The following is a 21056-nucleotide window of genomic DNA, read 5'->3' on the forward strand; positions in this document are numbered from 1 at the left end:
TGTCATGAAGATCCAAAATGTTGAATGTTTTCCACTGAAGATCACCCCCGCGCAGGCCTATCTGGGGGGCAGCGCCGAGGGGCACGCCAGCGATTACTACTATCGCCCGGAGTACCGCTGCGTCTACTCGCGCAAAATGGAGACCTGTCTGGTCAAAATCACCACCGAAGAGGGCTGCGTCGGCTGGGGCGAGGCGCTGGCGCCGGTGGTACCGCAGGTGATCGCCGAGCTGATCACCCAGCTCTTTGCCCCGCTGCTGCAGGGGCAATCCCCCTTCGCAAGCGGGGTCCTAAACTCCCGCATGTACGATGCCATGCGCGATCGCGGTCATATCACCGGCTACCACATTGATGCCCTGGCCGCCGTGGATATCGCGCTCTGGGATCTGAAAGGCAAGCTGCTCGGCCTGCCGGTCTGGCAACTGCTGGGCGGCGCGTACCGCGACACCATTCCCTGCTACGTGTCGGGGCTGCCGGAGCCGGATCTGCCCGCGCGCTGCGCGCTGGCGAAACGCTGGCAGGAGAAGGGCTTTAACGCGGTGAAGCTGGCGCTGGGCTACGGCGTGCGGGAAGACATCGCCAATGTGCGGGCGATCCGCGAAACCCTGGGTGCAGAGGCGCAGATCTTCCTCGATGCCCACTGGAACTACAGCGTGGCCGAGGCCGCCGAGCTGGCCGGGGCGCTGCGGGAATTGGGCGTCGGTTTTCTCGAGGCGCCCTTGTTACCGGAAGACGTAGCCGGACACCGGGAGCTGCGGGCCAAAAGCCCGGTGGCGATTGCGCTGGGCGAAACCGAGCGTACCCGCTACCAGTTCAAACCCTTTATCGAGCAGCGCGCCGCCGACATCCTCCAGCCGGACGTGGGTCGCACCGGTATTAGCGAACTGATGCACATCGCCTCGCTGGCAGAGACCTGGAACCTGAAGGTCGCCCCGCATCTCAGCGTGGGCCTGGCGCCGTGCATCGCCGCCTCGCTGCACGTCGCGGCCGCTATCCCCAATCTCTACATGCTGGAGTATCAACCTCCCGTCTTTGAGATTGCCAACCAACTGCTTACCACGCCGCTGCGCTGCCAGCAGGGGGCGTATCAGCTACCGCAGGGGCCGGGGCTGGGTATCGACATCAATGAAACCGCCGTCAGGGAGGCGACATGTTAAAAGGCAACGTACCAATTCTGGCCACCGCGTTTGATGCGCAGGGCAACGTGGATTTCACCTCGATGGAGCGGCTGGTGAAATTCCTGCTGCAACAGGGCATCGATGGGCTGGCGCTGTTTGGCAACGCCTCCGAGGGCTACGCCCTGACACAGGACGAAAAAGAGGCGCTGTTCGCCTGCGTGAAAAATCTCACCGGCGATCTGCCGCTGGTGGCCGCCGCCGGGGGCGCCGCTTCGGCGGTCGCTATCGAAGAGATTACGCGGGTGCAGCGCTGGGGGGCGCAGGTGGCAATGGTTAACCCGCCTGCCGTCGTCAAGCCCGGTCCCGAGGAGATTGTCCATTTCTACCGGGATATTTGTGAGGCCTGCGACATCGACATCATGATCCAGGACGCGCCGCTGATGACCGGGGTGAACATCCCGGTGCCAACGCTGGTGACGCTCTGCCAGTCGTTTGCCGCCATCAAGTACATCAAGGTGGAGCAACCGCCCACCACGCTGAAAATCACCGCCCTGAAGCAGGCGCTGGGGGATAGCGTCGGGCTGTTCGGCGGCCTGAACGCCGGTTTTCTCTATGAAGAGCTGCGGCGCGGGGTGATCGGCACCATGCCCGCCTGTGAATTCCCGGAGGTCATCAATATGATTTTGCAGGCCTGGCAGCACAACCCACGGGAAGCGCAGTCGCTCTTCTACCGCTATCTGCCTTTCCTGCGCTATGGCGTGCAGCCGGGGATTGGCGTGGCTATTCATAAAACCGTGCTCTACCGGGCAGGGATCTTCGCCACAGACGTGGTACGTGAACCGGCCAAAGGGCTGGATGCGGTCACCCGGGATGAGCTCCAGGATCTCACCGACGCGCTGCCGCTGGCCGTCTTTGGAGCGCGGGTATGAACTACATCGCCGTCGACTGGGGTACCAGCAACTTTCGGGCCATCAGCGTGCGTGATGGCAAGGTGATCCGCACGGTGCAGGCGAGCTGCGGCGTGGCGACCTGCGAGCGCGCCGCGCTGCCCGCGATTTTGCGCCAGCAATTACAGCGGCTGGAGGAGGCCTGGGATCCGCATCTGCCGGTGCTGCTGTGCGGCATGATCGGCAGTAACATCGGTATTGCCGATGCGGGCTACATGACGTTGCCGCTCAGCTTTGGCGATCTGCTGGGCAAGGGGCGCGAGTTACCCGGCATCCTGAGCAATCCGCTCACCCTGAGGCCCGGCATTAGCGATCCCCGGGTGAACGAAATCTGCCGTGGCGAAGAGATGCAGTTGGCCGGGGGCATTGTCCTGACGGATGCCAGCACTTTTGCCGCCGTGGGCACCCACAGCAAATGGATGACCCTCAACCGCCAGCAGCAGCAGGTGACGGGCCTGCGTACCCTGATGACCGGCGAGCTCTATCACCTGGTCCTGAACCAGTCGGTGGTGGGCAAAGGGCTGCCGACGCAGATAACCTCCGCCACCGCCTTCAGCGAGGGGGTGGCCGTGGCGCAGACGATTGAGGCCGGGCAGGCGGAGCTGGCCAGCGAGCTATTCCGCTGCCGGGGGCGTTACATTCTGGGCGAGCTTGATCCGGCCTTCGCCGCCAGCTGGCTCTCCGGCCTGCTGATTGGTCATGAGATCCTGTGCGGTCATCCGGTCACCGAGCCTGTCTGCTTTATCGGGAGTTCCGCTTTGCTGTCCCTTTACCAACAGGCGTGTGAGCAGACCGGGCTCCCCTGTACCACGCTGGCGGCCGAAACCACGCTGATCGCCGGGCTGAACGAGGTATTCCGTCATGATGGCTGAGGCGCGCATTATTGCCATTTTGCGCGGCATAACCCCTGCGGAGTGCGTGGAGCAGGTGGCCTGCCTGCGCGATCACGGCATCTCCACCATTGAAATCACCACCAATTCGCCGGAGTGGGTCACCAGCCTGCAACGGCTGGACGAGGCCTTTGGCGACGAGGTCACGGTGGGGGCGGGCACGGTGTTAACCCCTGAGCAGGTGAATACCTGCGCCGCCGCCGGGGCGAAATTTATCCTCACCCCGAACCTCGATCTGCGGGTGATTGGTGCGGCCAAACGCCAGGGACTTGCTGTATGCGCCGGGGTGATGACCCCCAGCGAGATCTTCACCGCCTGCGAGGCGGGAGCCGACGTGCTGAAGATCTTCCCGGCCAGCGCCGTGCCGGAAAACTATCCGCAGATGATCAAGGGGCCGCTATCGTTGCCGGTGCGCTTTTCTGCGGTAGGGGGCGTGGACATGGACAATGCCGCCGCCTACCTGCGTTATTACGACAGCGTGGGGATCGGCAGCGCGCTCTACCGGCCGGGGCAGCCGGTTACCACCACGGCCGCGCGCTGTGCGCGATGGCTAGAGAGCAGGCCGTGAGGCGCCGCTGATTTTACGCGCGGCGGAGATCAGAAAATGGCGTAGTTTGTCGATATCCAGCTTATCGCCCTGAATGTTGGACAGGGCGATGGCGGCCTGCATACCCGGAATAATGCAGGCCATCCGGTAATCCGTTTCATTGAAGGTTTTACCGAATACCTGATGCCGCCGGGCCTCTTCGATGTCGCGTTTCAGCAGCTGATAGTCATGCACCCCAAGACGCGCCACAATCTCTTCATCACTCATCGCCGACAGCAGCTTGATGCCAATGACCGAGTCATGCACCGGATAGGATTCATAGTTTCCGATAGCGCGGGCAATGCTTTTTCCCCCGCGGGTATGGATGAGATAGACCACGTTTTTACCGCTTAACACGCCCACCACAATCGACACCGAATGGCTGCCGGTCTCCTCCAGCATCTCCAGCACGGCGGTGTAAAACGCAGAATTATGGATCGCATTCGCCGAAAGCCGGTGGATGCCCATCCCCAGGCTGTACTTGCGTCGGGCATCCTGCTGCACCATCTCCAGCGCCAGCAGGGTCTGCATCAGGCGGGAGATCTTTGCCGGATCCAGATCCAGCGCGCGGCCAATTTCGCGAATGCCAAACGCACGGTTACCCGTCGCCAGCAGATTCAGACAACGGAATGCGTCAAAGACGGTGCTGTTCATGTCACCTTCCGGGGAAACTTTTCAAAGCGTTAAGTGTAAGGGGGGCGGGGCGGGAAACCTGGCGTCGGGTGCGATAAGTGTGAGGGCGGCAGGAAAAAAAAGAAACCGGGGAGCCTGAGCCCCCGGTCAGCACTTACAGCGACTGCACAAACGCCAGCAGATCTTCGTTCAACTGGTCCTGATGGGTCAGGGCAAAGCCGTGCGGGGCGTTGTCGTACACTTTCAGCTGGGCATTGCTAATCAGCTCTGCTGCCACTTTACCGGTGGTGTCGAACGGCACGATCTGGTCGTTGCTGCCGTGGATCACCAGCGTCGGCACGTCGACCTTCGCCATATCGGCGCGGAAGTCAGTCTCGCCGAAAGCGGTCACGCAATCGATGGTGCCTTTCAGGGAGGCCAGCAGCGCAATGTTCAGCGTCTGGGTCAGGGCGCCCTGAGAGACGGTCTGCCCGGCGTTAGTGCCGTAGAACGGGGTGGCGAAGTCGCTGATAAACTGGGCGCGATCTTTACGCAGTCCGTCGCGAATACCGTCGAATACTGACTGATCCACACCCTGCGGGTAAGAGTCCGATTTACCGAAGATCGGCGTGACGGCACCCAGCAGCGCCAGTCCGGCCACGCGGTCGGTGCCGTAAGTGCCGATATAACGGCTGACGTCGCCGCCGCCCATTGAGAAGCCCACCAGCGTCACGTCGCGCAGATCCAGCGCGGTGATCAGGTCGTTGATATCCGAAGCAAAGGTATCGTAATCGTAACCTGTCCACGGCTGATCCGAACGGCCAAAGCCGCGGCGGTCGAAGGCGATGGCGCGATAGCCACGCTCGGCCAGATAGTTGAGCTGGCTGTCCCACATATCCGCATCCAGCGGCCAGCCGTGGCTGAACAGAATCGGTTTACCCGCGCCCCAGTCCTTGTAGTAAATCTGCGTGCCATCTTTCGCTTTAATCGTCGCCATAGTCTTATCCTCACGTGTGGTTGTGTTTTTTATACCGGCGCCACCAGGTAGCGGGTCGCCGGAGGGGTATCGCCCTGATGGAAAGCCAGTACGCGGCTTTGCAGCAGGTGGTCGTTCATGGTGTGGCGCTCCTGCAGGCGCAGGTGTTCAACCCAGGAGCCCAGCAGCCAGGTCTCGATATAGAGGCCCGGTCGATCGATATCCTCATACACGGCCCAGCTCATGGCGCCCGCGCGGCGGCGCACCCGGCGCAGCTCGTGGACCGCCTGCAGGAAATCGCTTACCGCTTCAGGATCGATCTGGTATTCACAGGAGACCAGCACCGGGCCGCGTTCGTTGGGAATGCGCTCCCGCGCGTCGTCGGCAATCAGGCCGCTGGTATCGAGGTTCAGGTTCGGATCTTTCTCCAGCTTCCAGCGCAGTACCGTGGCGCTCGCCAGCAGCATGCCGATTGTCGCCACGCAGAGTGACGTGGCGGTGTTGGTGTGCGAAGCAATCTGTCCCCAGATGGCGCTGCCTGCGGTCATCGAGCCGAAGAACACCGTCAGATAGACCGCCAGCGCCCGGGCTTTTACCCAGCGGGCGGCGCTGCGCTGCGCCCCCAGGTTCAGGGTCGAGAGCACCGCAATCCACGCAAAGCCGGTGAAAAACTCAAACAGGTTCAGCAGCCAGAAGTGGCGTACAAAGGCCAGCGCCAGCATGGTGAGGGCGAAGACCAGGCTTGCCGCCACCATCAGCCGATCGGCGTTCAGACGCTGGCGCAGGCGCGGCAGCAGCACCGCCCCGGCAATCGCCCCCAGCCCGATGCAGGCCAGCATAATGCCGTACCCCGCCGGGCCGAGGCCCAGCTCCCGGCGTGCCACCAGCGGCAGCAGCGCCCAGCCCGCGCTGGCAAAGACGAAGAATGCCACGGTGCGGATCAGTACGTTACGCAGCACCGGAGCGGCATGGACATAGCGCACCCCGGCGCGCACCGCCGAGAAAAAGTGCTCCGGTGGCAGACGCTGCACGCTGGCGGCAGGCTTCCAGCGCCACAGTACCCAGGCCACCCCCAGCACCGACAGGGCGTTGAGGAGAAACACCATCCACGGCCCGGCCAGCGAGAGCAAAAAGCCCCCCAGCGCCGGACCAATGGCACGACTGATGTTCACCCCCAGCGAGTTAAGCGCAATGGCCGGGCCCAGCTCGGCCTTGCTCACCAGATCCGGTACTACCGCCTGGAACGGCGGTGAACTCATGGCGCTGCCGACGCTCAGCAGAAACGCCGCCACCAGCAGCACGGTCGGCGTCACCTGACCGGTAAACGACAGCACCGTCAGCCCCGCCGCCGCGATAAACACCCACAGCTGCGAAAAGAGCAGGTATTTACGCCGGTCGACGATATCGGCCATCACCCCGGAGGGGAGGGCGAAGAGGAACATCGGCAGGCTACTCGCCGCCTGCACCAGTGCGATATCCAGCGGATCGGCGCTCAGCGTCAGCATGCTCCAGTTGACCCCCACGTCGCTCATCCATGAGCCGACGTTCGATACCACCGTGGCGATCCACAGCATGCGGAAGACCCGCTGGTGCAGCGGCTGCCAGGTGGAGATCGTCGGGGCAGGCGGATGCTCAATGTGCGCGTCGGTCACCTGCGTCATGCGAACCTCTCGCTCACGCGCGGGCGGAGCCGCCAGCCGCCAGGGCCGGTGATCGCCAGCGTGGTGAAGATGATCAGCAGCAGCCAGCCGAATTGCCCCTCGGCAATCGACCAGCCCGGATGCACCACCAGCATCGCCACCAGCAGCACGGCGATAATCGGCAGGCAGGCCAGGCGCGTCGCCACGCCGAACAGGATCAGGATCGGGCAGATCACTTCTGCCGCGATCGCCGGGATCAGGCTGAAATAGGGCCCAAAGCCAAAGGGATCTTCAATACGCGTCAGCTCTTCGCTGAAGTGCAACACTTTCGGCAGGCCGTGAACATAGAGCAACAGCAGGCTGCCGGTGATGCGCAAGAAGAACAGCCCCAGGTCTAACCGGGGCAGGGTGTCAGTTTTTGAATTGATCATGATTAAAACGCGAAGCAGCTGCAGCCCAGCGCCCCCCAGAATGCGTTATCGTCGGCCACCGGCATCTCTGCGGTGCGGGCAAAATCATGGGCGTGGTTGTGCACGCCGCACGGGCCGCTGCAGTGGTGCACAGCGCTCATTCCTACACGGGCCGCCTGCGGCGGCGCGGAGCGGTAGTGACCCGGCACCTTCACCACCGGTGACCACTCTGGCAAGACCGGGATAGCCGGCGGAGCCAGTGGGCCGAAGCTACCTGCGGCATAGACGATATTGCCATCCACCACCGTCAGCACCGACTCAATGCCCTTGATCTCCTCTTCCGGGACGCGGAAGAAGTCTTTGCTCAGCACTGCCAGGTCGGCGAGCTGGCCTGCTTTGATCTGGCCTTTTTGGTTCTGCTCGTTCGAGAACCATGCGCTGCCCTGGGTCCAGAGCATCAGGGCGGTGTCGCGATCGAGGCGGGCGCTGTGATCGTACATCTGCATGCCGCCAACGGTACGGCCAGAGACCAGCCAGTAGAGCGCGGTCCACGGGTTGTAGCTCGCCACGCGGGTGGCGTCGGTGCCCAGGCCCACCGGTACGCCGGTCTCCAGCATGCGGGTCACCGGCGGGGTGTGGCGCACCGCTTCCATGCCGTAACGCTCGGCAAAATACTCACCCTGGAAGGCCATACGGTGCTGCACGGCGATGCCGCCGCCCAGCGCTTTGATACGATCGATGTTGCGCTGGGTCACCGTCTCGGCGTGGTCAAAGAACCAGTGCAGGCCATCGAACGGGATGTCACGGTTCACCTTCTCGAAGACGTCCAGCATGCGGCTGATAGACTCGTCGTAGGTGGCGTGCAGGCGGAACGGCCAGCGGTGTTCGACCAGGTGGCGTACCACGCGCTCCAGCTCGTCTTCCATGCCGGGGGCCAGATCCGGGCGCGGTTCGAGGAAATCTTCGAAATCCGCCGCCGAGAAGACCAGCATCTCCCCCGCGCCGTTATGGCGGAAGAAGTCGGTGCCCTGGCCCGGCTTGAGCATATCGGTCCATTTCTCAAAGTCTTCCAGCTCGTGGCCCGGACGCTGGGTAAAGAGGTTGTAGGCGATACGGATCGTCATCTGCTTTTTCTCGTGCAGCTCGGCGATCACCTCGTAGTCTTCCGGGTAGTTCTGGAAACCGCCGCCCGCGTCGATGGCGCTGGTCAGCCCCAGACGGTTGAGCTCGCGCATAAACTGGCGGGTGGAGTTCACCTGCTGATCCAGCGGCAGCTTTGGCCCTTTGGCCAGCGTGGCGTACAAAATCATGGCGTTCGGACGGGCAATCAGCATCCCGGTCGGGTTGCCGTTGGCGTCGCGCTGGATCTCACCCCCCGGCGGATTCGGGGTATCTTTGGTGTAGCCCACCACCTTCAGCGCCGCGCGGTTGAGCAGGGCGCGGTCGTACAGGTGCAGGATAAAGACCGGGGTGTCCGGCGCAGCCTCGTTGATCTCGTTCAGGGTCGGCATCCGGCGCTCGGCAAACTGGAACTCGCTCCAGCCGCCCACCACGCGCACCCACTGAGGCGACGGCGTGCGCAGGGCCTGCTCTTTTAACATTCGCAGGGCATCCGCCAGCGAGGGTACCCCCTCCCAGCGCAGCTCGAGGTTATAGTTCAGGCCACCGCGAATCAGGTGCAGGTGAGAATCGTTCAGGCCGGGAATAGCAGTGTGGCCCTTCAGATCGACCACTTTGGTGGCGTCGTCGTGGTACTGCATCACCTCGGCAACGGTTCCCACTTCAAGGAATTTACCGTCGCGGATAGCGACCGCTTCGGCAAGGGGGTTTTCACGATCGACGGTATGAAACTGACCATTGACCAGAATCAAATCTGCTTTAGCAGAGGAAGTCATAACGGCTCCTGACTGAGAGAGGAAATATCAGGATTATTGGAACCAGTTACTGAAAAAAACCAGTTATACAATGGGATAGGTATACCAAAGTATAACTATACCCGCGTATAGCTATACGAAAGGGTAGTTATACCAAGAGATAATTACGCCAGACGAGAGGGAGGAATAGGATGCAGCCAGCTTCCCGTCACATCGCGACGGATTTCACCTGCAAACCTCACTGGATACCATTATGTCTAACTCAAAACTCGAAGTGTTAACCCCGGATAACTGCCAGATGATCTTCATCGACCAGCAGCCGCAGATGGCGTTTGGCGTGCAGTCTATTGATCGTCAGGTTCTGAAAAACAACGTAGTAGGGCTGGCTAAGTCGGCTAAAGTGTTCAACATCCCGACCATCATCACTACCGTTGAAACCGAAAGCTTCTCGGGTAACACCTTCCCGGAGCTGCTGGACGTCTTCCCGGGGAAAGAGATCCTTGAGCGTACCTCCATGAACTCCTGGGATGACCAGAAAGTGCGTGATGCCCTGAAAGCTAACGGCAAGAAGAAGGTGGTGGTATCCGGTCTGTGGACCGAAGTGTGCAACAACACCTTCGCTCTGTGCGCCATGCTGGAAGGTGACTACGAGATTTATATGGTGGCGGACGCGTCTGGCGGCACCTCTAAAGAGGCGCACGACTACGCGATGCAGCGCATGATCCAGGCCGGCGTGATCCCGGTAACCTGGCAGCAGGTGATGCTGGAGTGGCAGCGTGACTGGGCGCGTAAAGAGACCTACAACGCGGTGATGGATATCGTGCGTGAGCACTCCGGCGCCTACGGCATGGGTGTGGACTACGCCTACACCATGGTGCACAAAGCGCCATCTCGCCAGAAGAGCGAGCACGAAACCCTGGCGCCAGTACCGGCTCCGGTTCGCTAAGTTTTCAGCGGCAGGCTGGGCCCTCATCCGGCCTGCTTCTGACCTTTCTGGAGTTCATCATGAGTACTGGGTTAATTTCCCTCGCGGCAGGCGTGCTTATCGGCCTGCTTTACGCGCTGCTGAAAGTGCGATCTCCCGCGCCGCCCGCGCTGGCGCTGATTGGCCTGCTGGGGATGCTGGCAGGTGAGCAGGCGACCCGTCATTTTCTGCATGCCGATGAGACGGCACAAAAAGCGCCCGTTACCCTCTCAACAGGAGCCTCGTCATGAAAGCCTGGGTTGTTTCCCTGCTGTGTGGAATGTTGGCAGGCGTGATTTATGCCGCTATTGATGTACACTCCCCGGCGCCCCCTGTTGTCGCGCTGATGGGGCTGTTTGGCATGCTGGTGGGTGAACAGCTGATCCCGATCGGCCGCCGTCTGCTGAGTCGTCAGTTGACGTTGACGTGGTTTCGTCATGAGTGTGTACCCAAAATTAGCGGCACTGCGCCTCCTCCGCGTCCCGGCGACGGTAGCGAGGGATAATCACGTCCAGTTTGAGGAAAGCGAGCATGCCGCAGCGCATAGCTATCATTGATGATGAACGCTCTGTCCGCAGTGGGTTAAGCAACCTGCTGCAGTCTGAAGGGTATGCCACCGAGACCTTTGACTCCGCAGAGGGGTTTCTCAGCCATCCTACCATTCTGGCGGAGATCGCCCTGGTGGTTGCCGATATCCGGCTGCGGGGCATGACCGGCATCGAAATGGTAGAGAAGCTACAGCTGATCGCCTCCGTCCCGCCGCCTGTCATTCTTATTTCTGGTCATGCAGATGACAACATGCAGCGCTACGCTATGCATTCAGGGGCCGTGGCGTTTCTGCCCAAACCGATAAACATTGATGTTCTGCTGGCGCACATCGCGCACGCCCTGCAGACCTGAAAACCCTGTACCGCACCCCCACGAGAACCATTAATGAAGAAAAATAAGGAACGTGGATGAACAACCCATCGCTGCCTGCCCCTGAGAATCTCTCTGAGGGGCAGGCTTTTGTGCTTAAAGAAGACGTCATTTTTACGCCGCTGGGACAGGAGGGTAGCCTCTGCTGGCTGAACGCACGCCTGCCTGCTTCCGGCGGCGCGTTTATCATCGCGACCGCCGTCAGCGATGAGGAAGAGGCCAGCGCAACGCGCCTGCTGCGCAATGAGTTTGCCCTGCGTGAGTACCTGAGCGACGACTGGGCCGTGCGCCCGGTGGCCAGCACGCAATATCACGGACGCTTTGCCCTGGTTTACGCCCCCTTCGCCTTTGTGCTGCTGACCCGCAGGGTCGGCACGCCGATGGCCGGTATGCAGCACTTTCTCGACCTGGCGATCCGCATCTGCCTCCCCCTGCGCCTGATGCACCTGCGCAACCTGGTGCACGGGGATATCAAGCCCGGCAATATTTTTATCGATGACGAACATCGCTGTCGGCTGGGGGGCTTTGGCCTGTCGTCCGGTGGCGCAGACGATCTCAGCCAGACGCGGCTGTCGGTGACTGGCGGCACCCCCGCCTATATGTCACCGGAGCACACCACCCGCACCCACAGAGCGGTGGATAGCCGCAGCGATCTCTATAGCCTCGGCGTCGTACTTTACGAACTGCTGACCGGCAGCCTGCCTTTTGAGCTGGGGGGCCAGGATCAGGGCAAGTGGGCTCACTACCACATCGCCTCTGAGCCCCGGGCGCCGGGGGCCGTCTTGCCCGGTATTCCGGCCATGCTCTCAGCTATCGTCCTCAAGTTGCTGGCGAAAAGACCCGAGCACCGCTATCAGACCGTGGACGGGCTGATCGCCGATCTGCGCCGCTGCCAGGCGACCCTGAGCGACGACGGGGATATCGCGGCCTTTACCCCCGGCCTGCAGGATCGCTCCCCGGCCTTTTATCTGACCGATACCCTCTACAATGCCCATCCCCAGGCGGCGGAGCTGCTTAACGCCTTTGATCGGGTGTGCCGCGATAACCTGGCCGGGCTGGTGACCATCAGCGGCCCGTCGGGGATTGGTAAATCGTCGCTGATCGCCTCGGGGCTGAAGGCGCTTCAGCACCGCAACGTGCTGCTGGCGGTAGGCAAGGTGGATCAGTTTTCTCCCGCGCTACCCTATGCGGCACTCACCTCGGCGTTTCGCGCCCTGGCGCTGCATCTGCTGGGCTTGTCCACCGAGGAGGTGGCCCAGTGGAAAGTTCGCCTGTCGCGCGATCTGGAGGGCTACGAAACCTTAGCCGTCGGCCTGGTGCCGGAGCTGGGCCTGCTGCTGGATAACAAACCGCGTTTCTCCAGCGATACCTTCTCGACCGATGCCCGGGCGCGCTTTAGCCAGATGGTGCTGGCGCTGGTGAAATCTTTTGCCAGCCAGGGCTGCCCACTGGTGCTGCTGCTGGATGATATCCACTGGATAGATCCCGCCAGCCTGCAGATCCTGCAGGACCTCCTGACCAGCGGCAGCACCCTCCCCATGCTGATGGTGGTGGCGTATCGGGATGACAGCGCGCATGAGCTGTCGCTGGCCAATTTGCAGCGCGCATCGCGCAACACCGTCGAGCTACGCCCGGAGGCGCTGTCGGTGAAGGCGGTCTCGCGCTGGCTGGCCGATATTTTCCATACTCGCTCGGCCAGTACCGCCGATCTGGCGGGGCTGATTCACGAAAAAACTGGCGGTAATCCGCTGTTTGTACATGAGTTTTTCCGCCGCATCGTTGATGACGGGCTGGTGACGCACAATAAGTACCAGGACCGGTGGTGCTACGATCTTGAGGCCATCCGCGCCCGCCACTACACCGAAAACGTGGTCACGCTGGTGTTACAGCAGTTGGAAGAGATGCCGGAAGAGACCCGCCATCTGCTGGGGAGTATCGCCTGCCTGGGCGGCAGCGGCGAGCTGGAGATGGTCTGCCGCGTAGTGGGGATGTCTGTCGCGGAGATCCGCTATGCCCTGCACCCGGCGGTGACCGCGCAGCTGATCGCCCTCAGCGACGGGGACTATGCCTTTATTCACGACCGGGTCCAGGAGGCTGCGTTTGCGCTGCTGGATAACGAAGAGAAGAGCCGCCTGCACCTGACCACCGCCTGCGTGCTGGCGGAGTCGGCACGCCAGGCGGCAGGCAACGAGATCCTGTTCCGCGCCGTCCACCACGTCACGGCGGCGCTGGACTGCATTCAGCCCGCCCCCGAGCGGCAGAAGTTCCGTGAGCTGAGCCTGCTGGCTGCCCGCCGCGCCAGGCGCTCGGGCGATTACCCATCGGCCCTGAGCTATATTCAGACCGCCCGCGCGCTGGGCAACGCCGGGAGCGTGCGTGATGTGGCGCTGGATCTCGAAGAGGCCGGGTGCGAGTTTGCCCTGGGCAATCTCGACATCACCCGCAGGCTGTGCGATCGCATTCTGGGTGCCCCGGGCGGGTTAACGGAAAAAGCGCTGGCGGCCAACCTGCTGGCGGAAGTGTATATGCGACAGTCCGACAACCGGCTGGCGCTGGAGGCGGCGCTCTGCTGGCTGGCGGTCTTTGGTATTCACGTTAGCCGCTATCCCGATGACGCCGAGTGCGACGAGGCCTGGCATAGCCTGTGCCGCCGCGTGGGGGACAATCCGGATCGCCATTTTCGCGGACTGGCGCGCAGGGATGACGACGAAACCGACGCGGTGATGAACCTGCTCAACAGCGCCAGTCTGTTCGCCAGCTTTAACCACCCGCGCCTGCACTTTCTTTTACTGTGCCGGATGATGGCGCTCACGCTGGATCGCGGTATCACCGGCGCCTCTACCACGGCGATGGCCTGGTTTGGCGTGCTGATTGGCCAACGTTATGCGGAGTATCGCCTTGGGTTCCAGTACGGCACCCTGGCGCGGGAGCTGGTCAACCGTCACGGCTACGACGCCTTTGAAGCCAAAACCCTGCTGGCGCTGGACCAGCTCAGCGTCTGGACGCAGCCGCTCTCATACACCATTGAGTGCGCCAAAGCCTGCTTTACCTCTGCCGTGACCCACGGTGACATGACGATGGCCTGCTTTGCCGCCTGCCATCAGGTGATCAACTTCCTGACCCGGGGCGATCACCTCGACGCCGTGCTGACCAGCATTGAGCGTGGCCTCGCTTACGTGCGCAAAACCCATTTCCAGGATGTGGAGGCCACCCTGCTGATTCAGCGCCACTATGTGGAACATTTGCGCACCCCGGTGGAGGGGCAGTGGAGCGCGGCGCAGGTCTTGCCGGAATCTTTGCTGCCCGCCGCGCCGGGACAGGCGTCGGAACAGACCTCAACCATGCTGTTCTGGTTCTGGCTCTACCGGGGCATGGCCCATTTCGCCTGTCGCGAATACCCGCAGGCGGCGGAAAACCTCGAAAAGGCCGGGCAGTTTGCCTGGTCTGCGCCGGGGCATATTCACCTGCTGGATTACCATCTCTACAGCGCGCTGGCGCTCTCGCAGCAGCTGACGCCGGAGACCTTCTCGGCCGATCTTCGCCGCCAGATCCATCTTCACTATGACAAGATCGCCCTCTGGGCGCGCATCAATCCGGGCACCTTTGCCGATAAAGAGGCGCTGATCTACGCCGAGATCGTACGCCTTGATGGCATGAACAGCATCGCCCTGGAGCAGTATGAGAAGGCGGTGCGCCTGTCGCGCGAGGCGGGCTTCAGCCCGTATAACGCCATGGCCCACGAGCTGGCAGGGCGATTTGCTCACGCCTGCGGTTACCCTACCGCCGCCGACGCCCACTTCCGTGGCGCGTTAACGGCCTGGGGTCGGGCCGGGGCGCAATCCAAAATGCGTCAGCTGGAGCAGGATTTCCCCTATCTGCTCGCCTCCGGACAGGCGAACGCCTGGGACACGGTGGCCTTTGCGCGCAATGAAGAGATCCGCGATCTGCAAAGCGTGATCAAGGCGTCGCGCGCGCTGTCGGAGGAGATCAACCTCGAACGGCTGATCGAAACCCTGATGACCATTCTACTGGAGCGTGCTGGCGCCCAGCGCGGCTTGCTGATCCGCGTGGGCGAGAACACCATTCCGGAGATCGAGGCCAGCGCTATCACCTCGACGGACGGCGTGCGGGTGCGGATCATGAAAGACGTGCCGACGGCCTCCGATATGCCACTCACGGTGCTGGCGGCGGTGATCCGCACCGGCCAGGAGATCCACACCGGCAAGCCGGAAGCATTTCACCCCTTTAGCCAGGATCCTTATCTGGTCACCTCTGGCGCGGCGGTGATGTGCGTGCCGATGTTTAAACAGGCGCGGCTGGTGGGGGTGTTGTACCTGGAAAACCGCCTGATGCCGGAAGTCTTTACCGTTGAACACTCCCGCGTGGTGAGCCTGCTGGGGGCGCATGCGGCTATCTCGCTGGAGACCGCCCGCCTGTACGCCGAGCTGGTGGAGGAGAACATTCAGCGCCGCCGCGTCGAGAAGGAGCTGCGCGCCAGCCAGACCTCACTCATGCTCGGCGAGCAGATTAGCCACACCGGAAGCTGGCGCTGGGAGCTGCAGCAGGATCTGATGTTTATGTCCGAAGAGTATGCGCGCATCCTCGGCCTGCCTGAAAAGCAGAAGATGATCTCGATGGCGGAGTTCCTGACCTTTGTTCATCAGGATGACTATCCGCGCATCAGTACCCTGGTCACCGAGAGCGTGCGCGACGGCCTGACCATGCGCGCCGAGTTCCGAATTATTCGCGCCGACGGCGCCACCCGCACCATTCTGGGGATTGGCGATCCGGTGGGCGTGGGGAGCGAGGTGAACGAATATTTCGGCATCATCACCGATATCACCAGCCAGCGTATGGCCGAAGACGCCATGCGCGTGGCACAGGCCGATTTAGCCCGCGTCTCGCGTGCCACCACCGTCGGTCAGTTGTCCTCCTCTATCGCGCATGAGATCAACCAGCCGCTGATGTCTATCGTCTCTAACGCCGGGGCGAGCCTGCGCTGGCTCAATCGCGATCCGGCCCGGCTGGATAAGGCGCGGATGGGGCTGGAGGAGATCATCTCCGAGGGGGAGCGGGCAGGGGAGATCATCCGCAGCCTGCAATCCCTTACCCGCCGGCAAGATCCCACCTTTGCCCGCCTCGATCTGCACCATGCGATCCGCCATATCATCACCCTGTCGCGCAGCGAACTGGAGCAGCGCCGTATCAACGTCAGCTATGAACTGGCGGCGGAAAACAGCTTTATCATGGGCGATAGCGTGCAGATCCAGCAGGTGTTATTGAACCTGGTGATGAACGCCGTGGAGGCGATGGCGGACGTCACGGAGCGGCCGGGCACTCTGGTTCTCTCGACCTCGAACCCCGAGGAGGGGCTGGTGAGATGTGAAATTGCCGACAGCGGGATCGGTATTGAACCGGCGCTGATGGAGCGCATTTTCGACTCATTCTGGTCTACAAAAGCGCAGGGGATGGGGATGGGGTTGACCATCAGCTACAGCATTATTGAACGCCACCGGGGCAAGCTGACGGCCCGTCACCGCGATCCCCACGGCAGCGTGTTTGCCTTTACGCTGCCCTTGGCAAGCGGCGAGGCGTTACTCTGACGGCAGGCTTATGGTCAGGCGCTCTGCGGCCCTGACCAGGTCTGCCAGCGAGCGGGCCTGCATCTTATCCATCACCCGGCGGCGGTGGACTTTGACCGTGATTTCGCTCACCCCCAGCTCGGCGGCAATCTGCTTGTTCAGCAAGCCGCTGATGGCCAGCTGCAGCACCTCTTGCTCGCGCGGGGTAAGGGAGAGATGGCGCTGCTTCAGGGAGTACTGCTCGCGCAGTTGGAGCGCGTTGTCCTGCGCCAGCTTTAGCGCGTCGCCAATCGTATTCAGCAGGTCGTTCGATGCCACCGGCTTGGTGAGGAACTCATAGGCCCCACCTTTCATCGCCTTCACGGTCATCGGGATGGTGCCATGGCCGGTAAGATAAATAATCGGAATTTCGCGCCCGCTGGCCTTCAGGGCATCTGCCACTTCAAAGCCGCTGATGGCGGGCATCTGCATATCCAGCACCACGCAGGAGGGGAGATCTTCGAAAGGGTGTTGCAGAAAAGATTCCGCCGAGGAGAAGGCAATCGCATTCAATCCGGCAGATTCCAGCAGCCCGACCACGGACCGCCGGACAGCATGATCATCATCGACGACGTAGACAATGTGTTCCATTAATAACCCCAATGTTTCAGCCTGATAAAGATGAGAGGATTTCGTACAGCGTGAAAACCGCGCCTTTATCGATGCTGGTCAGGCGGCAGTTTTATGAACGCATTAATTTTAACACATTAATTATCATTATCATTTAACAATATGATAACCGTATGAATGTCGGGGAAGAGATAATTTTGGCGTGTAAAAAAGGGGGGAATTACTCCCCCACCAGCTCAATTCTGTTGCCGTCCGGGTCGGCGATAACCGCTTCATAAAATCCGTCGCCGGTCATTCGCGGAGGGCTGAGCAGGGTCCCGTTAAGACGCGCCTGCGCCGCCATCCGATCCACATCGGCTTTGCTGCCCACGTCCAGGGCAATATGCGCCCAGCCGATAAACTCCGCATGCGGCGGAGCCTCCGGCAGATCCGGCACCGTCATCAGCTCAACGGTGGGGCCGTCGGCCAGAGTAATAAAGTGCGAGGCAAATCCCGGCCGGTTTTTACTGAGATAGCGGTCGTTGCTGCGCCCGTTAAATACCTGCTGCCAGAAGGCGACCTGGGCCTCCAGATTGCGGGTCCAGAGTGCGACATGTGCAATTTTCATCTTATCCCTCACGTTGCGCGTGTTGACCTGAGGTGACCGTCAGGGAAAGCCCTGCCACGACCAGCATCAGGGCCATAATGATCATAAAGGCCTGAGTTAACGAGGTGGCGTGGGCAACATAGCCAATCACCGCCGGCCCGGCCAGGACGCCGAGATAACCCAGGGTGGTAATGGCTGGCACCGCCACCGACTGCGGCATCCGGTTCTGGCGACCCACGGCCGAGAACATCACCGGCACAATATTGGCGCAGCCTGCGCCAATCAGCACGTAGCCCAGCAGCGCCAGCTGCCACACCGGCACGAGGGTTACTATCGCGAAGCCGAGGGCCGCGACGAGGGCGCCGCCCACCACCGCACGCGGTGCGCCAATGCGGGCGATGAGCTTATCCCCGGTTAAACGCAGCAGGGTCATCGCCACCGCGAAGCAGGTAAAGCCCAGCCCACCCAGCGACTCCGGTACACGACGCACCTCCGTCAGGTAGACCGCGCTCCAGTCGAGCACCGTCCCCTCGGCGAGAAAGACCGCGAAGCAGACGACGCCAATCAGTAACACCACGCCACGCGGTATCGCAAAGGCCGGGCCAGAGGCCGGGTTAGCCCAGGGTAATAACCCTTTCAGGCTGGCAGCGAGCATAATCGCCACGCTCAGAATAATGATCAGGCAGGCGAGCGGCGCGCTGGCCCCGAGCGTCAGCAGCAGGGTCATCGCACCGGCGCCGGCGATACCGCCCACGCTGTACATCCCGTGAAAGCCCGACATCACCGGGCCAGGCGCGTCGCGCTCAACGATAATGGCCTGAATGTTCATCGCGCAGTCGGTTACCCCCACCCCCACGCCAAACAGCAGCAGCGCGGCGGCCAGCAGCGGCGGATTGGTGATCATTGCCAGCAGCGGCGTGGTCAGAATCACCATAGCCAGCGCGGTCACGATCACCTTGCGGCAGCCGTAACGGCTGGTGAGCATCCCGGTAAGCGGCATCGCCACCAGCGCCCCCATCCCCAGGCAGAGCAGCAGGGAACCCAGGGTGGCTTCGTTAACGCCGGTATTGGCTTTGGCATAGGGCACCAGCACCGCCCAGGTGGCGGTGACGTAGCCGGCAATAAAAAAGACGATCCGGGTGGCGAGGCGGTGAACCGGGCCTGTGGTCTGCAAACTCATTTAACATCCTTATCGGGTCGGGGGAGGGCCGGGCTGGCGCTACGTAAAAGGGGGGAGCCGGACGCGTCGCGCCCTACACGCTCTTCGGCGCGGGCACCGGGGGCGGCAGGCTCAAAAAAGAAGCCATCGTGTGGCCTGGTGGCGGGCACTTGTTGGCGGTAATCATCATCGCGCTTCATGGTGACGCTCCAGTGATTGACAGGGTGAGCCTCTATGCAACATTATGCTCACTATTGCTCGATTTAAAAAATTAACAAGGCTAATTATGCTCGATTATGCAGCTTTTCCGGAACAACGACAAGATCGGATCCGCCAGATCCTGCAACAACAGGGCAGGGTGGTATGCGCCGAGCTGGCGAAGCAAATGAAGGTCTCTGAGCACACGATTCGCCGGGATTTACACGAGCTTAGCAAAGAGGGGATCTGTAAAAAGGTTTACGGCGGCGCGGTATTACAGCTGGCCGACGCAGGCACGTTTATCAGCCGCGAGCAGCAGAATCATGCCAAAAAAGAGCAGATCGCGCAGAAAGCGGCAACGCTGGTGAAGGCGGGAAGCTGCCTCTTTATGGATACGGGCACCACCAACCTGGCGCTGGCCAGAGCCCTTCCGGCCGATCTGGCCCTGACCGTGGTGACCAACTCCCCGGCCATTGCCGCCGAACTGCTGCGCCACCCCCTGTGCGAGGTGATTATCACCGGCGGGCAGATCCAGCGCGCCTCAGGCGGAACGGTGGACAGTACCGCCACGCGCCAAATCCAGGGCATGATCTTCGATCAGGCTTTTATCGGCGGCTGCGCCATGGATCCGGAGATGGGGCTGACCGGCTTCGATTTTGCGGATTGTGCGTTTAAAAAAGCGGTGATCGCCCAGAGCAACCAGACCCTGGTGGCACTCACCACCGATAAAGTTCCGGGCGTAGCGCGCTTTGTGGTGGCGACGTGCAGCGATATCGACGTGCTGGTGGTAGAGGCGGATCTGGATAGCGACGTCATCGCTGCGTTTGCCGCGCAGGAGGTGCGGATCGTCAGCGCCTGATGCCATGCGACACGAAACGGGCTACACTCAGTTTTTAGCGCTAAAAGCCGAGGAAGAGAGCCATGTATTACGCACAGAATAAAGATCATGATGAGACGACCAAAGAGAACGAAACCGGCAGCAGCGCGCTGATTCAGCAGAAGATGTTGGCGTCACGTTCGATCGTGATCTCCGGGGAGATCAACCAGGCGCTGGCCGAGAAAGTGGTGAGCCAGCTGATCCTGCTGCAAAGCATCAATAACGATCCGATTAAGATCTACATCAACAGCCAGGGCGGCCACGTGGAGGCGGGAGATACCATCCACGACTTCATTAAATTTATCCGCCCGGAAGTGCACGTGATTGGCACCGGCTGGGTCGCCAGCGCAGGGATCACCATCTTCCTCGCCGCTAAAAAAGAGCATCGTTATACCCTGCCCAATACCCGCTTCATGATCCACCAGCCGCTGGGTGGAGTACGTGGGCAGGCAACGGATATCGAGATCGAAGCGCGGGAGATCATCCGCATGCTGGAGCGCGTGAATAAGCTGATTGCCGATGCCACCGGGCAGCCGCTGGAGAAGGTGAAAAAGGACACCGACCGTAACTTCTGGATGTCGCCGTCTGAAGCGCTCGATTACGGCATAGTGGGTAAAATCATTACCCACTTTGATGAGCTGAAGCTGGATTAACCCTGCTTATCCGCCTGCGTATTGATAAGCCTAAAGGGCTTAAAATCGCGGATCTGCAGATCGCTCAGCGGTAGCGGCTGTTTCTGCTGGCCAGAAACCCGCGCCAGGGAGGTGAAGCGTACGGTGAGGTCATCTTCACACACGGCTTCACCTTCCAGAAAGGTCGTCTGATAGCGGGTGGCTTCGGCATCGCCGAAGGCATCCACATTCAGCGTATCGGACGCGATGACCACCCCCTTCGCATTGACCAGCTCGACGCCTATCTCCAGCGGGCCTGTCTCCTCCATGCCGCTATCCAGCATAAAGGTGGCGCTGCACATCCCCTGATTTGCCCAGACGGTGTTTGAGTGCCAGATTTCCAGCGCGCTGGCGGGCGCGGCGGTGACCAGGCAGGCGAGCAGGGCAGGGGCAATCAGTGTTGTTTTCATTGTGTTATCCATAGCAATAAGTCATCCGGG

At 61.4% G+C, this 21056-nt stretch carries 21 protein-coding genes; 11 read left to right on the forward strand and 10 right to left on the reverse strand.

Features of this window, described 5'->3' with window-relative positions; genetic code table 11:
- Nucleotides 1-4: 4 nt before the first annotated feature.
- Genes B3B59_RS06245 through B3B59_RS06260 form a run of 4 tightly spaced genes read left to right on the forward strand, consistent with a single transcriptional unit; the run spans nt 5 to nt 3522 of the window.
- The gene (locus B3B59_RS06245) at nt 5-1156 is read left to right on the forward strand and encodes a mandelate racemase/muconate lactonizing enzyme family protein (RefSeq protein ID WP_046886459.1); all 1152 of its coding nucleotides are present in this window, start codon (nt 5-7) and stop codon (nt 1154-1156) included.
- Nucleotides 1150-2046 carry a dihydrodipicolinate synthase family protein gene (locus tag B3B59_RS06250; RefSeq protein ID WP_286808417.1) on the forward strand — a complete coding sequence of 299 codons (897 nt, stop codon included), beginning with the start codon at nt 1150-1152 and terminating at the stop codon, nt 2044-2046. Before B3B59_RS06245 ends, B3B59_RS06250 begins: the two co-directional genes overlap by 7 nt.
- Nucleotides 2043-2936, forward strand: coding sequence for a 2-dehydro-3-deoxygalactonokinase (locus B3B59_RS06255; protein WP_286808419.1), 894 nt, complete (start codon nt 2043-2045; stop codon nt 2934-2936). The genes B3B59_RS06250 and B3B59_RS06255 overlap by 4 nt, the downstream gene beginning before the upstream one ends.
- On the forward strand, nt 2926-3522 hold the full coding sequence (locus B3B59_RS06260) for a 2-dehydro-3-deoxyphosphogluconate aldolase (RefSeq protein WP_286808421.1): 597 nt from the start codon (nt 2926-2928) through the stop codon (nt 3520-3522). Before B3B59_RS06255 ends, B3B59_RS06260 begins: the two co-directional genes overlap by 11 nt.
- Here B3B59_RS06260 and B3B59_RS06265 read toward each other — a convergent pair.
- From B3B59_RS06265 to B3B59_RS06285, 5 genes are all read right to left on the reverse strand, one after another.
- Complete coding sequence (locus tag B3B59_RS06265) at nt 3505-4194, reverse strand: helix-turn-helix domain-containing protein (RefSeq protein WP_212478291.1); 690 nt, start codon at nt 4192-4194, stop codon at nt 3505-3507. The two genes, B3B59_RS06260 and B3B59_RS06265, sit on opposite strands and share 18 nt — an antisense overlap.
- 133 nt (nt 4195-4327) lie before the next feature.
- Complete coding sequence (locus B3B59_RS06270; protein WP_040077361.1) at nt 4328-5149, reverse strand: alpha/beta fold hydrolase; 822 nt, start codon at nt 5147-5149, stop codon at nt 4328-4330.
- 29 nt (nt 5150-5178) lie between these two features.
- A complete protein-coding gene (locus tag B3B59_RS06275) occupies nt 5179-6789 on the reverse strand; it encodes an MFS transporter (protein ID WP_046886466.1) in 1611 nt (536 codons plus the stop codon).
- Nucleotides 6786-7199: a DoxX family protein gene (locus B3B59_RS06280; protein ID WP_286808422.1), complete on the reverse strand. Its 414-nt coding sequence runs from the start codon at nt 7197-7199 to the stop codon at nt 6786-6788. Before B3B59_RS06280 ends, B3B59_RS06275 begins: the two co-directional genes overlap by 4 nt.
- A 2-nt stretch (nt 7200-7201) precedes the next feature.
- On the reverse strand, nt 7202-9073 hold the full coding sequence (locus B3B59_RS06285; protein WP_286808423.1) for an amidohydrolase: 1872 nt from the start codon (nt 9071-9073) through the stop codon (nt 7202-7204).
- Nucleotides 9074-9305: 232 nt separating this feature from the next.
- Here B3B59_RS06285 and B3B59_RS06290 point away from each other — a divergent pair, with 232 nt between their 5' ends.
- From B3B59_RS06290 to B3B59_RS06310, 5 genes are read left to right on the forward strand one after another with little or no spacing between them, the layout of a single operon-like run.
- Nucleotides 9306-9998, forward strand: a complete 693-nt coding sequence (locus tag B3B59_RS06290; protein WP_046886468.1) for a hydrolase — start codon at nt 9306-9308, stop codon at nt 9996-9998.
- A gap of 59 nt (nt 9999-10057) precedes the next feature.
- Nucleotides 10058-10267 carry a DUF1427 family protein gene (locus B3B59_RS06295; protein ID WP_046886469.1) on the forward strand — a complete coding sequence of 70 codons (210 nt, stop codon included), beginning with the start codon at nt 10058-10060 and terminating at the stop codon, nt 10265-10267.
- On the forward strand, nt 10264-10521 hold the full coding sequence (locus tag B3B59_RS06300) for a DUF1427 family protein (protein WP_046886470.1): 258 nt from the start codon (nt 10264-10266) through the stop codon (nt 10519-10521). Before B3B59_RS06295 ends, B3B59_RS06300 begins: the two co-directional genes overlap by 4 nt.
- A 26-nt stretch (nt 10522-10547) precedes the next feature.
- On the forward strand, nt 10548-10916 hold the full coding sequence (locus tag B3B59_RS06305; protein WP_046886471.1) for a response regulator transcription factor: 369 nt from the start codon (nt 10548-10550) through the stop codon (nt 10914-10916).
- A gap of 56 nt (nt 10917-10972) precedes the next feature.
- On the forward strand, nt 10973-16537 hold the full coding sequence (locus B3B59_RS06310) for a trifunctional serine/threonine-protein kinase/ATP-binding protein/sensor histidine kinase (RefSeq protein WP_286808426.1): 5565 nt from the start codon (nt 10973-10975) through the stop codon (nt 16535-16537).
- Here B3B59_RS06310 and B3B59_RS06315 read toward each other — a convergent pair.
- The 4 genes from B3B59_RS06315 to B3B59_RS06330 form a co-directional block, all read right to left on the reverse strand.
- Nucleotides 16529-17146, reverse strand: a complete 618-nt coding sequence (locus B3B59_RS06315; protein ID WP_207292901.1) for a response regulator transcription factor — start codon at nt 17144-17146, stop codon at nt 16529-16531. The two genes, B3B59_RS06310 and B3B59_RS06315, sit on opposite strands and share 9 nt — an antisense overlap.
- 199 nt (nt 17147-17345) lie before the next feature.
- Complete coding sequence (locus B3B59_RS06320) at nt 17346-17732, reverse strand: VOC family protein (protein WP_286808428.1); 387 nt, start codon at nt 17730-17732, stop codon at nt 17346-17348.
- A gap of 1 nt (nt 17733) precedes the next feature.
- A complete protein-coding gene (locus B3B59_RS06325; RefSeq protein WP_286808429.1) occupies nt 17734-18891 on the reverse strand; it encodes an MFS transporter in 1158 nt (385 codons plus the stop codon).
- A complete protein-coding gene (locus tag B3B59_RS06330) occupies nt 18888-19070 on the reverse strand; it encodes a hypothetical protein (RefSeq protein WP_286808431.1) in 183 nt (60 codons plus the stop codon). Before B3B59_RS06330 ends, B3B59_RS06325 begins: the two co-directional genes overlap by 4 nt.
- An 86-nt stretch (nt 19071-19156) precedes the next feature.
- Here B3B59_RS06330 and B3B59_RS06335 point away from each other — a divergent pair, with 86 nt between their 5' ends.
- The gene (locus B3B59_RS06335; protein ID WP_286808432.1) at nt 19157-19927 is read left to right on the forward strand and encodes a DeoR/GlpR family DNA-binding transcription regulator; all 771 of its coding nucleotides are present in this window, start codon (nt 19157-19159) and stop codon (nt 19925-19927) included.
- A gap of 62 nt (nt 19928-19989) precedes the next feature.
- Nucleotides 19990-20598: an ATP-dependent Clp protease proteolytic subunit gene (locus tag B3B59_RS06340; RefSeq protein WP_040077345.1), complete on the forward strand. Its 609-nt coding sequence runs from the start codon at nt 19990-19992 to the stop codon at nt 20596-20598.
- Here the strand turns inward: B3B59_RS06340 and B3B59_RS06345 are convergent.
- Nucleotides 20595-21026, reverse strand: coding sequence for an IrmA family protein (locus B3B59_RS06345; protein WP_233801828.1), 432 nt, complete (start codon nt 21024-21026; stop codon nt 20595-20597). The genes B3B59_RS06340 and B3B59_RS06345 overlap by 4 nt on opposite strands.
- Nucleotides 21027-21056: the final 30 nt, after the last annotated feature.

Origin of the sequence: Leclercia sp. UBA2479 (assembly GCF_002341985.1) — a bacterium.
In the GTDB taxonomy this organism is placed as follows: domain Bacteria; phylum Pseudomonadota; class Gammaproteobacteria; order Enterobacterales; family Enterobacteriaceae; genus Enterobacter; species Enterobacter pneumoniae.

What these genes read in the sequence shown, in the direction of transcription:
- B3B59_RS06245 (WP_046886459.1), top strand. Translation starts at nt 5, where the DNA reads ATGAAGATCCAAAATGTTGAATGTTTTCCACTGAAGATCACCCCCGCG.
- B3B59_RS06250 (WP_286808417.1), top strand. Translation starts at nt 1,150, where the DNA reads ATGTTAAAAGGCAACGTACCAATTCTGGCCACCGCGTTTGATGCGCAG.
- B3B59_RS06255 (WP_286808419.1), top strand. Translation starts at nt 2,043, where the DNA reads ATGAACTACATCGCCGTCGACTGGGGTACCAGCAACTTTCGGGCCATC.
- B3B59_RS06260 (WP_286808421.1), top strand. Translation starts at nt 2,926, where the DNA reads ATGATGGCTGAGGCGCGCATTATTGCCATTTTGCGCGGCATAACCCCT.
- B3B59_RS06265 (WP_212478291.1), bottom strand. Translation starts at nt 4,194, where the DNA reads ATGAACAGCACCGTCTTTGACGCATTCCGTTGTCTGAATCTGCTGGCG.
- B3B59_RS06270 (WP_040077361.1), bottom strand. Translation starts at nt 5,149, where the DNA reads ATGGCGACGATTAAAGCGAAAGATGGCACGCAGATTTACTACAAGGAC.
- B3B59_RS06275 (WP_046886466.1), bottom strand. Translation starts at nt 6,789, where the DNA reads ATGACGCAGGTGACCGACGCGCACATTGAGCATCCGCCTGCCCCGACG.
- B3B59_RS06280 (WP_286808422.1), bottom strand. Translation starts at nt 7,199, where the DNA reads ATGATCAATTCAAAAACTGACACCCTGCCCCGGTTAGACCTGGGGCTG.
- B3B59_RS06285 (WP_286808423.1), bottom strand. Translation starts at nt 9,073, where the DNA reads ATGACTTCCTCTGCTAAAGCAGATTTGATTCTGGTCAATGGTCAGTTT.
- B3B59_RS06290 (WP_046886468.1), top strand. Translation starts at nt 9,306, where the DNA reads ATGTCTAACTCAAAACTCGAAGTGTTAACCCCGGATAACTGCCAGATG.
- B3B59_RS06295 (WP_046886469.1), top strand. Translation starts at nt 10,058, where the DNA reads ATGAGTACTGGGTTAATTTCCCTCGCGGCAGGCGTGCTTATCGGCCTG.
- B3B59_RS06300 (WP_046886470.1), top strand. Translation starts at nt 10,264, where the DNA reads ATGAAAGCCTGGGTTGTTTCCCTGCTGTGTGGAATGTTGGCAGGCGTG.
- B3B59_RS06305 (WP_046886471.1), top strand. Translation starts at nt 10,548, where the DNA reads ATGCCGCAGCGCATAGCTATCATTGATGATGAACGCTCTGTCCGCAGT.
- B3B59_RS06310 (WP_286808426.1), top strand. Translation starts at nt 10,973, where the DNA reads ATGAACAACCCATCGCTGCCTGCCCCTGAGAATCTCTCTGAGGGGCAG.
- B3B59_RS06315 (WP_207292901.1), bottom strand. Translation starts at nt 17,146, where the DNA reads ATGGAACACATTGTCTACGTCGTCGATGATGATCATGCTGTCCGGCGG.
- B3B59_RS06320 (WP_286808428.1), bottom strand. Translation starts at nt 17,732, where the DNA reads ATGAAAATTGCACATGTCGCACTCTGGACCCGCAATCTGGAGGCCCAG.
- B3B59_RS06325 (WP_286808429.1), bottom strand. Translation starts at nt 18,891, where the DNA reads ATGAGTTTGCAGACCACAGGCCCGGTTCACCGCCTCGCCACCCGGATC.
- B3B59_RS06330 (WP_286808431.1), bottom strand. Translation starts at nt 19,070, where the DNA reads ATGAAGCGCGATGATGATTACCGCCAACAAGTGCCCGCCACCAGGCCA.
- B3B59_RS06335 (WP_286808432.1), top strand. Translation starts at nt 19,157, where the DNA reads ATGCTCGATTATGCAGCTTTTCCGGAACAACGACAAGATCGGATCCGC.
- B3B59_RS06340 (WP_040077345.1), top strand. Translation starts at nt 19,990, where the DNA reads ATGTATTACGCACAGAATAAAGATCATGATGAGACGACCAAAGAGAAC.
- B3B59_RS06345 (WP_233801828.1), bottom strand. Translation starts at nt 21,026, where the DNA reads ATGAAAACAACACTGATTGCCCCTGCCCTGCTCGCCTGCCTGGTCACC.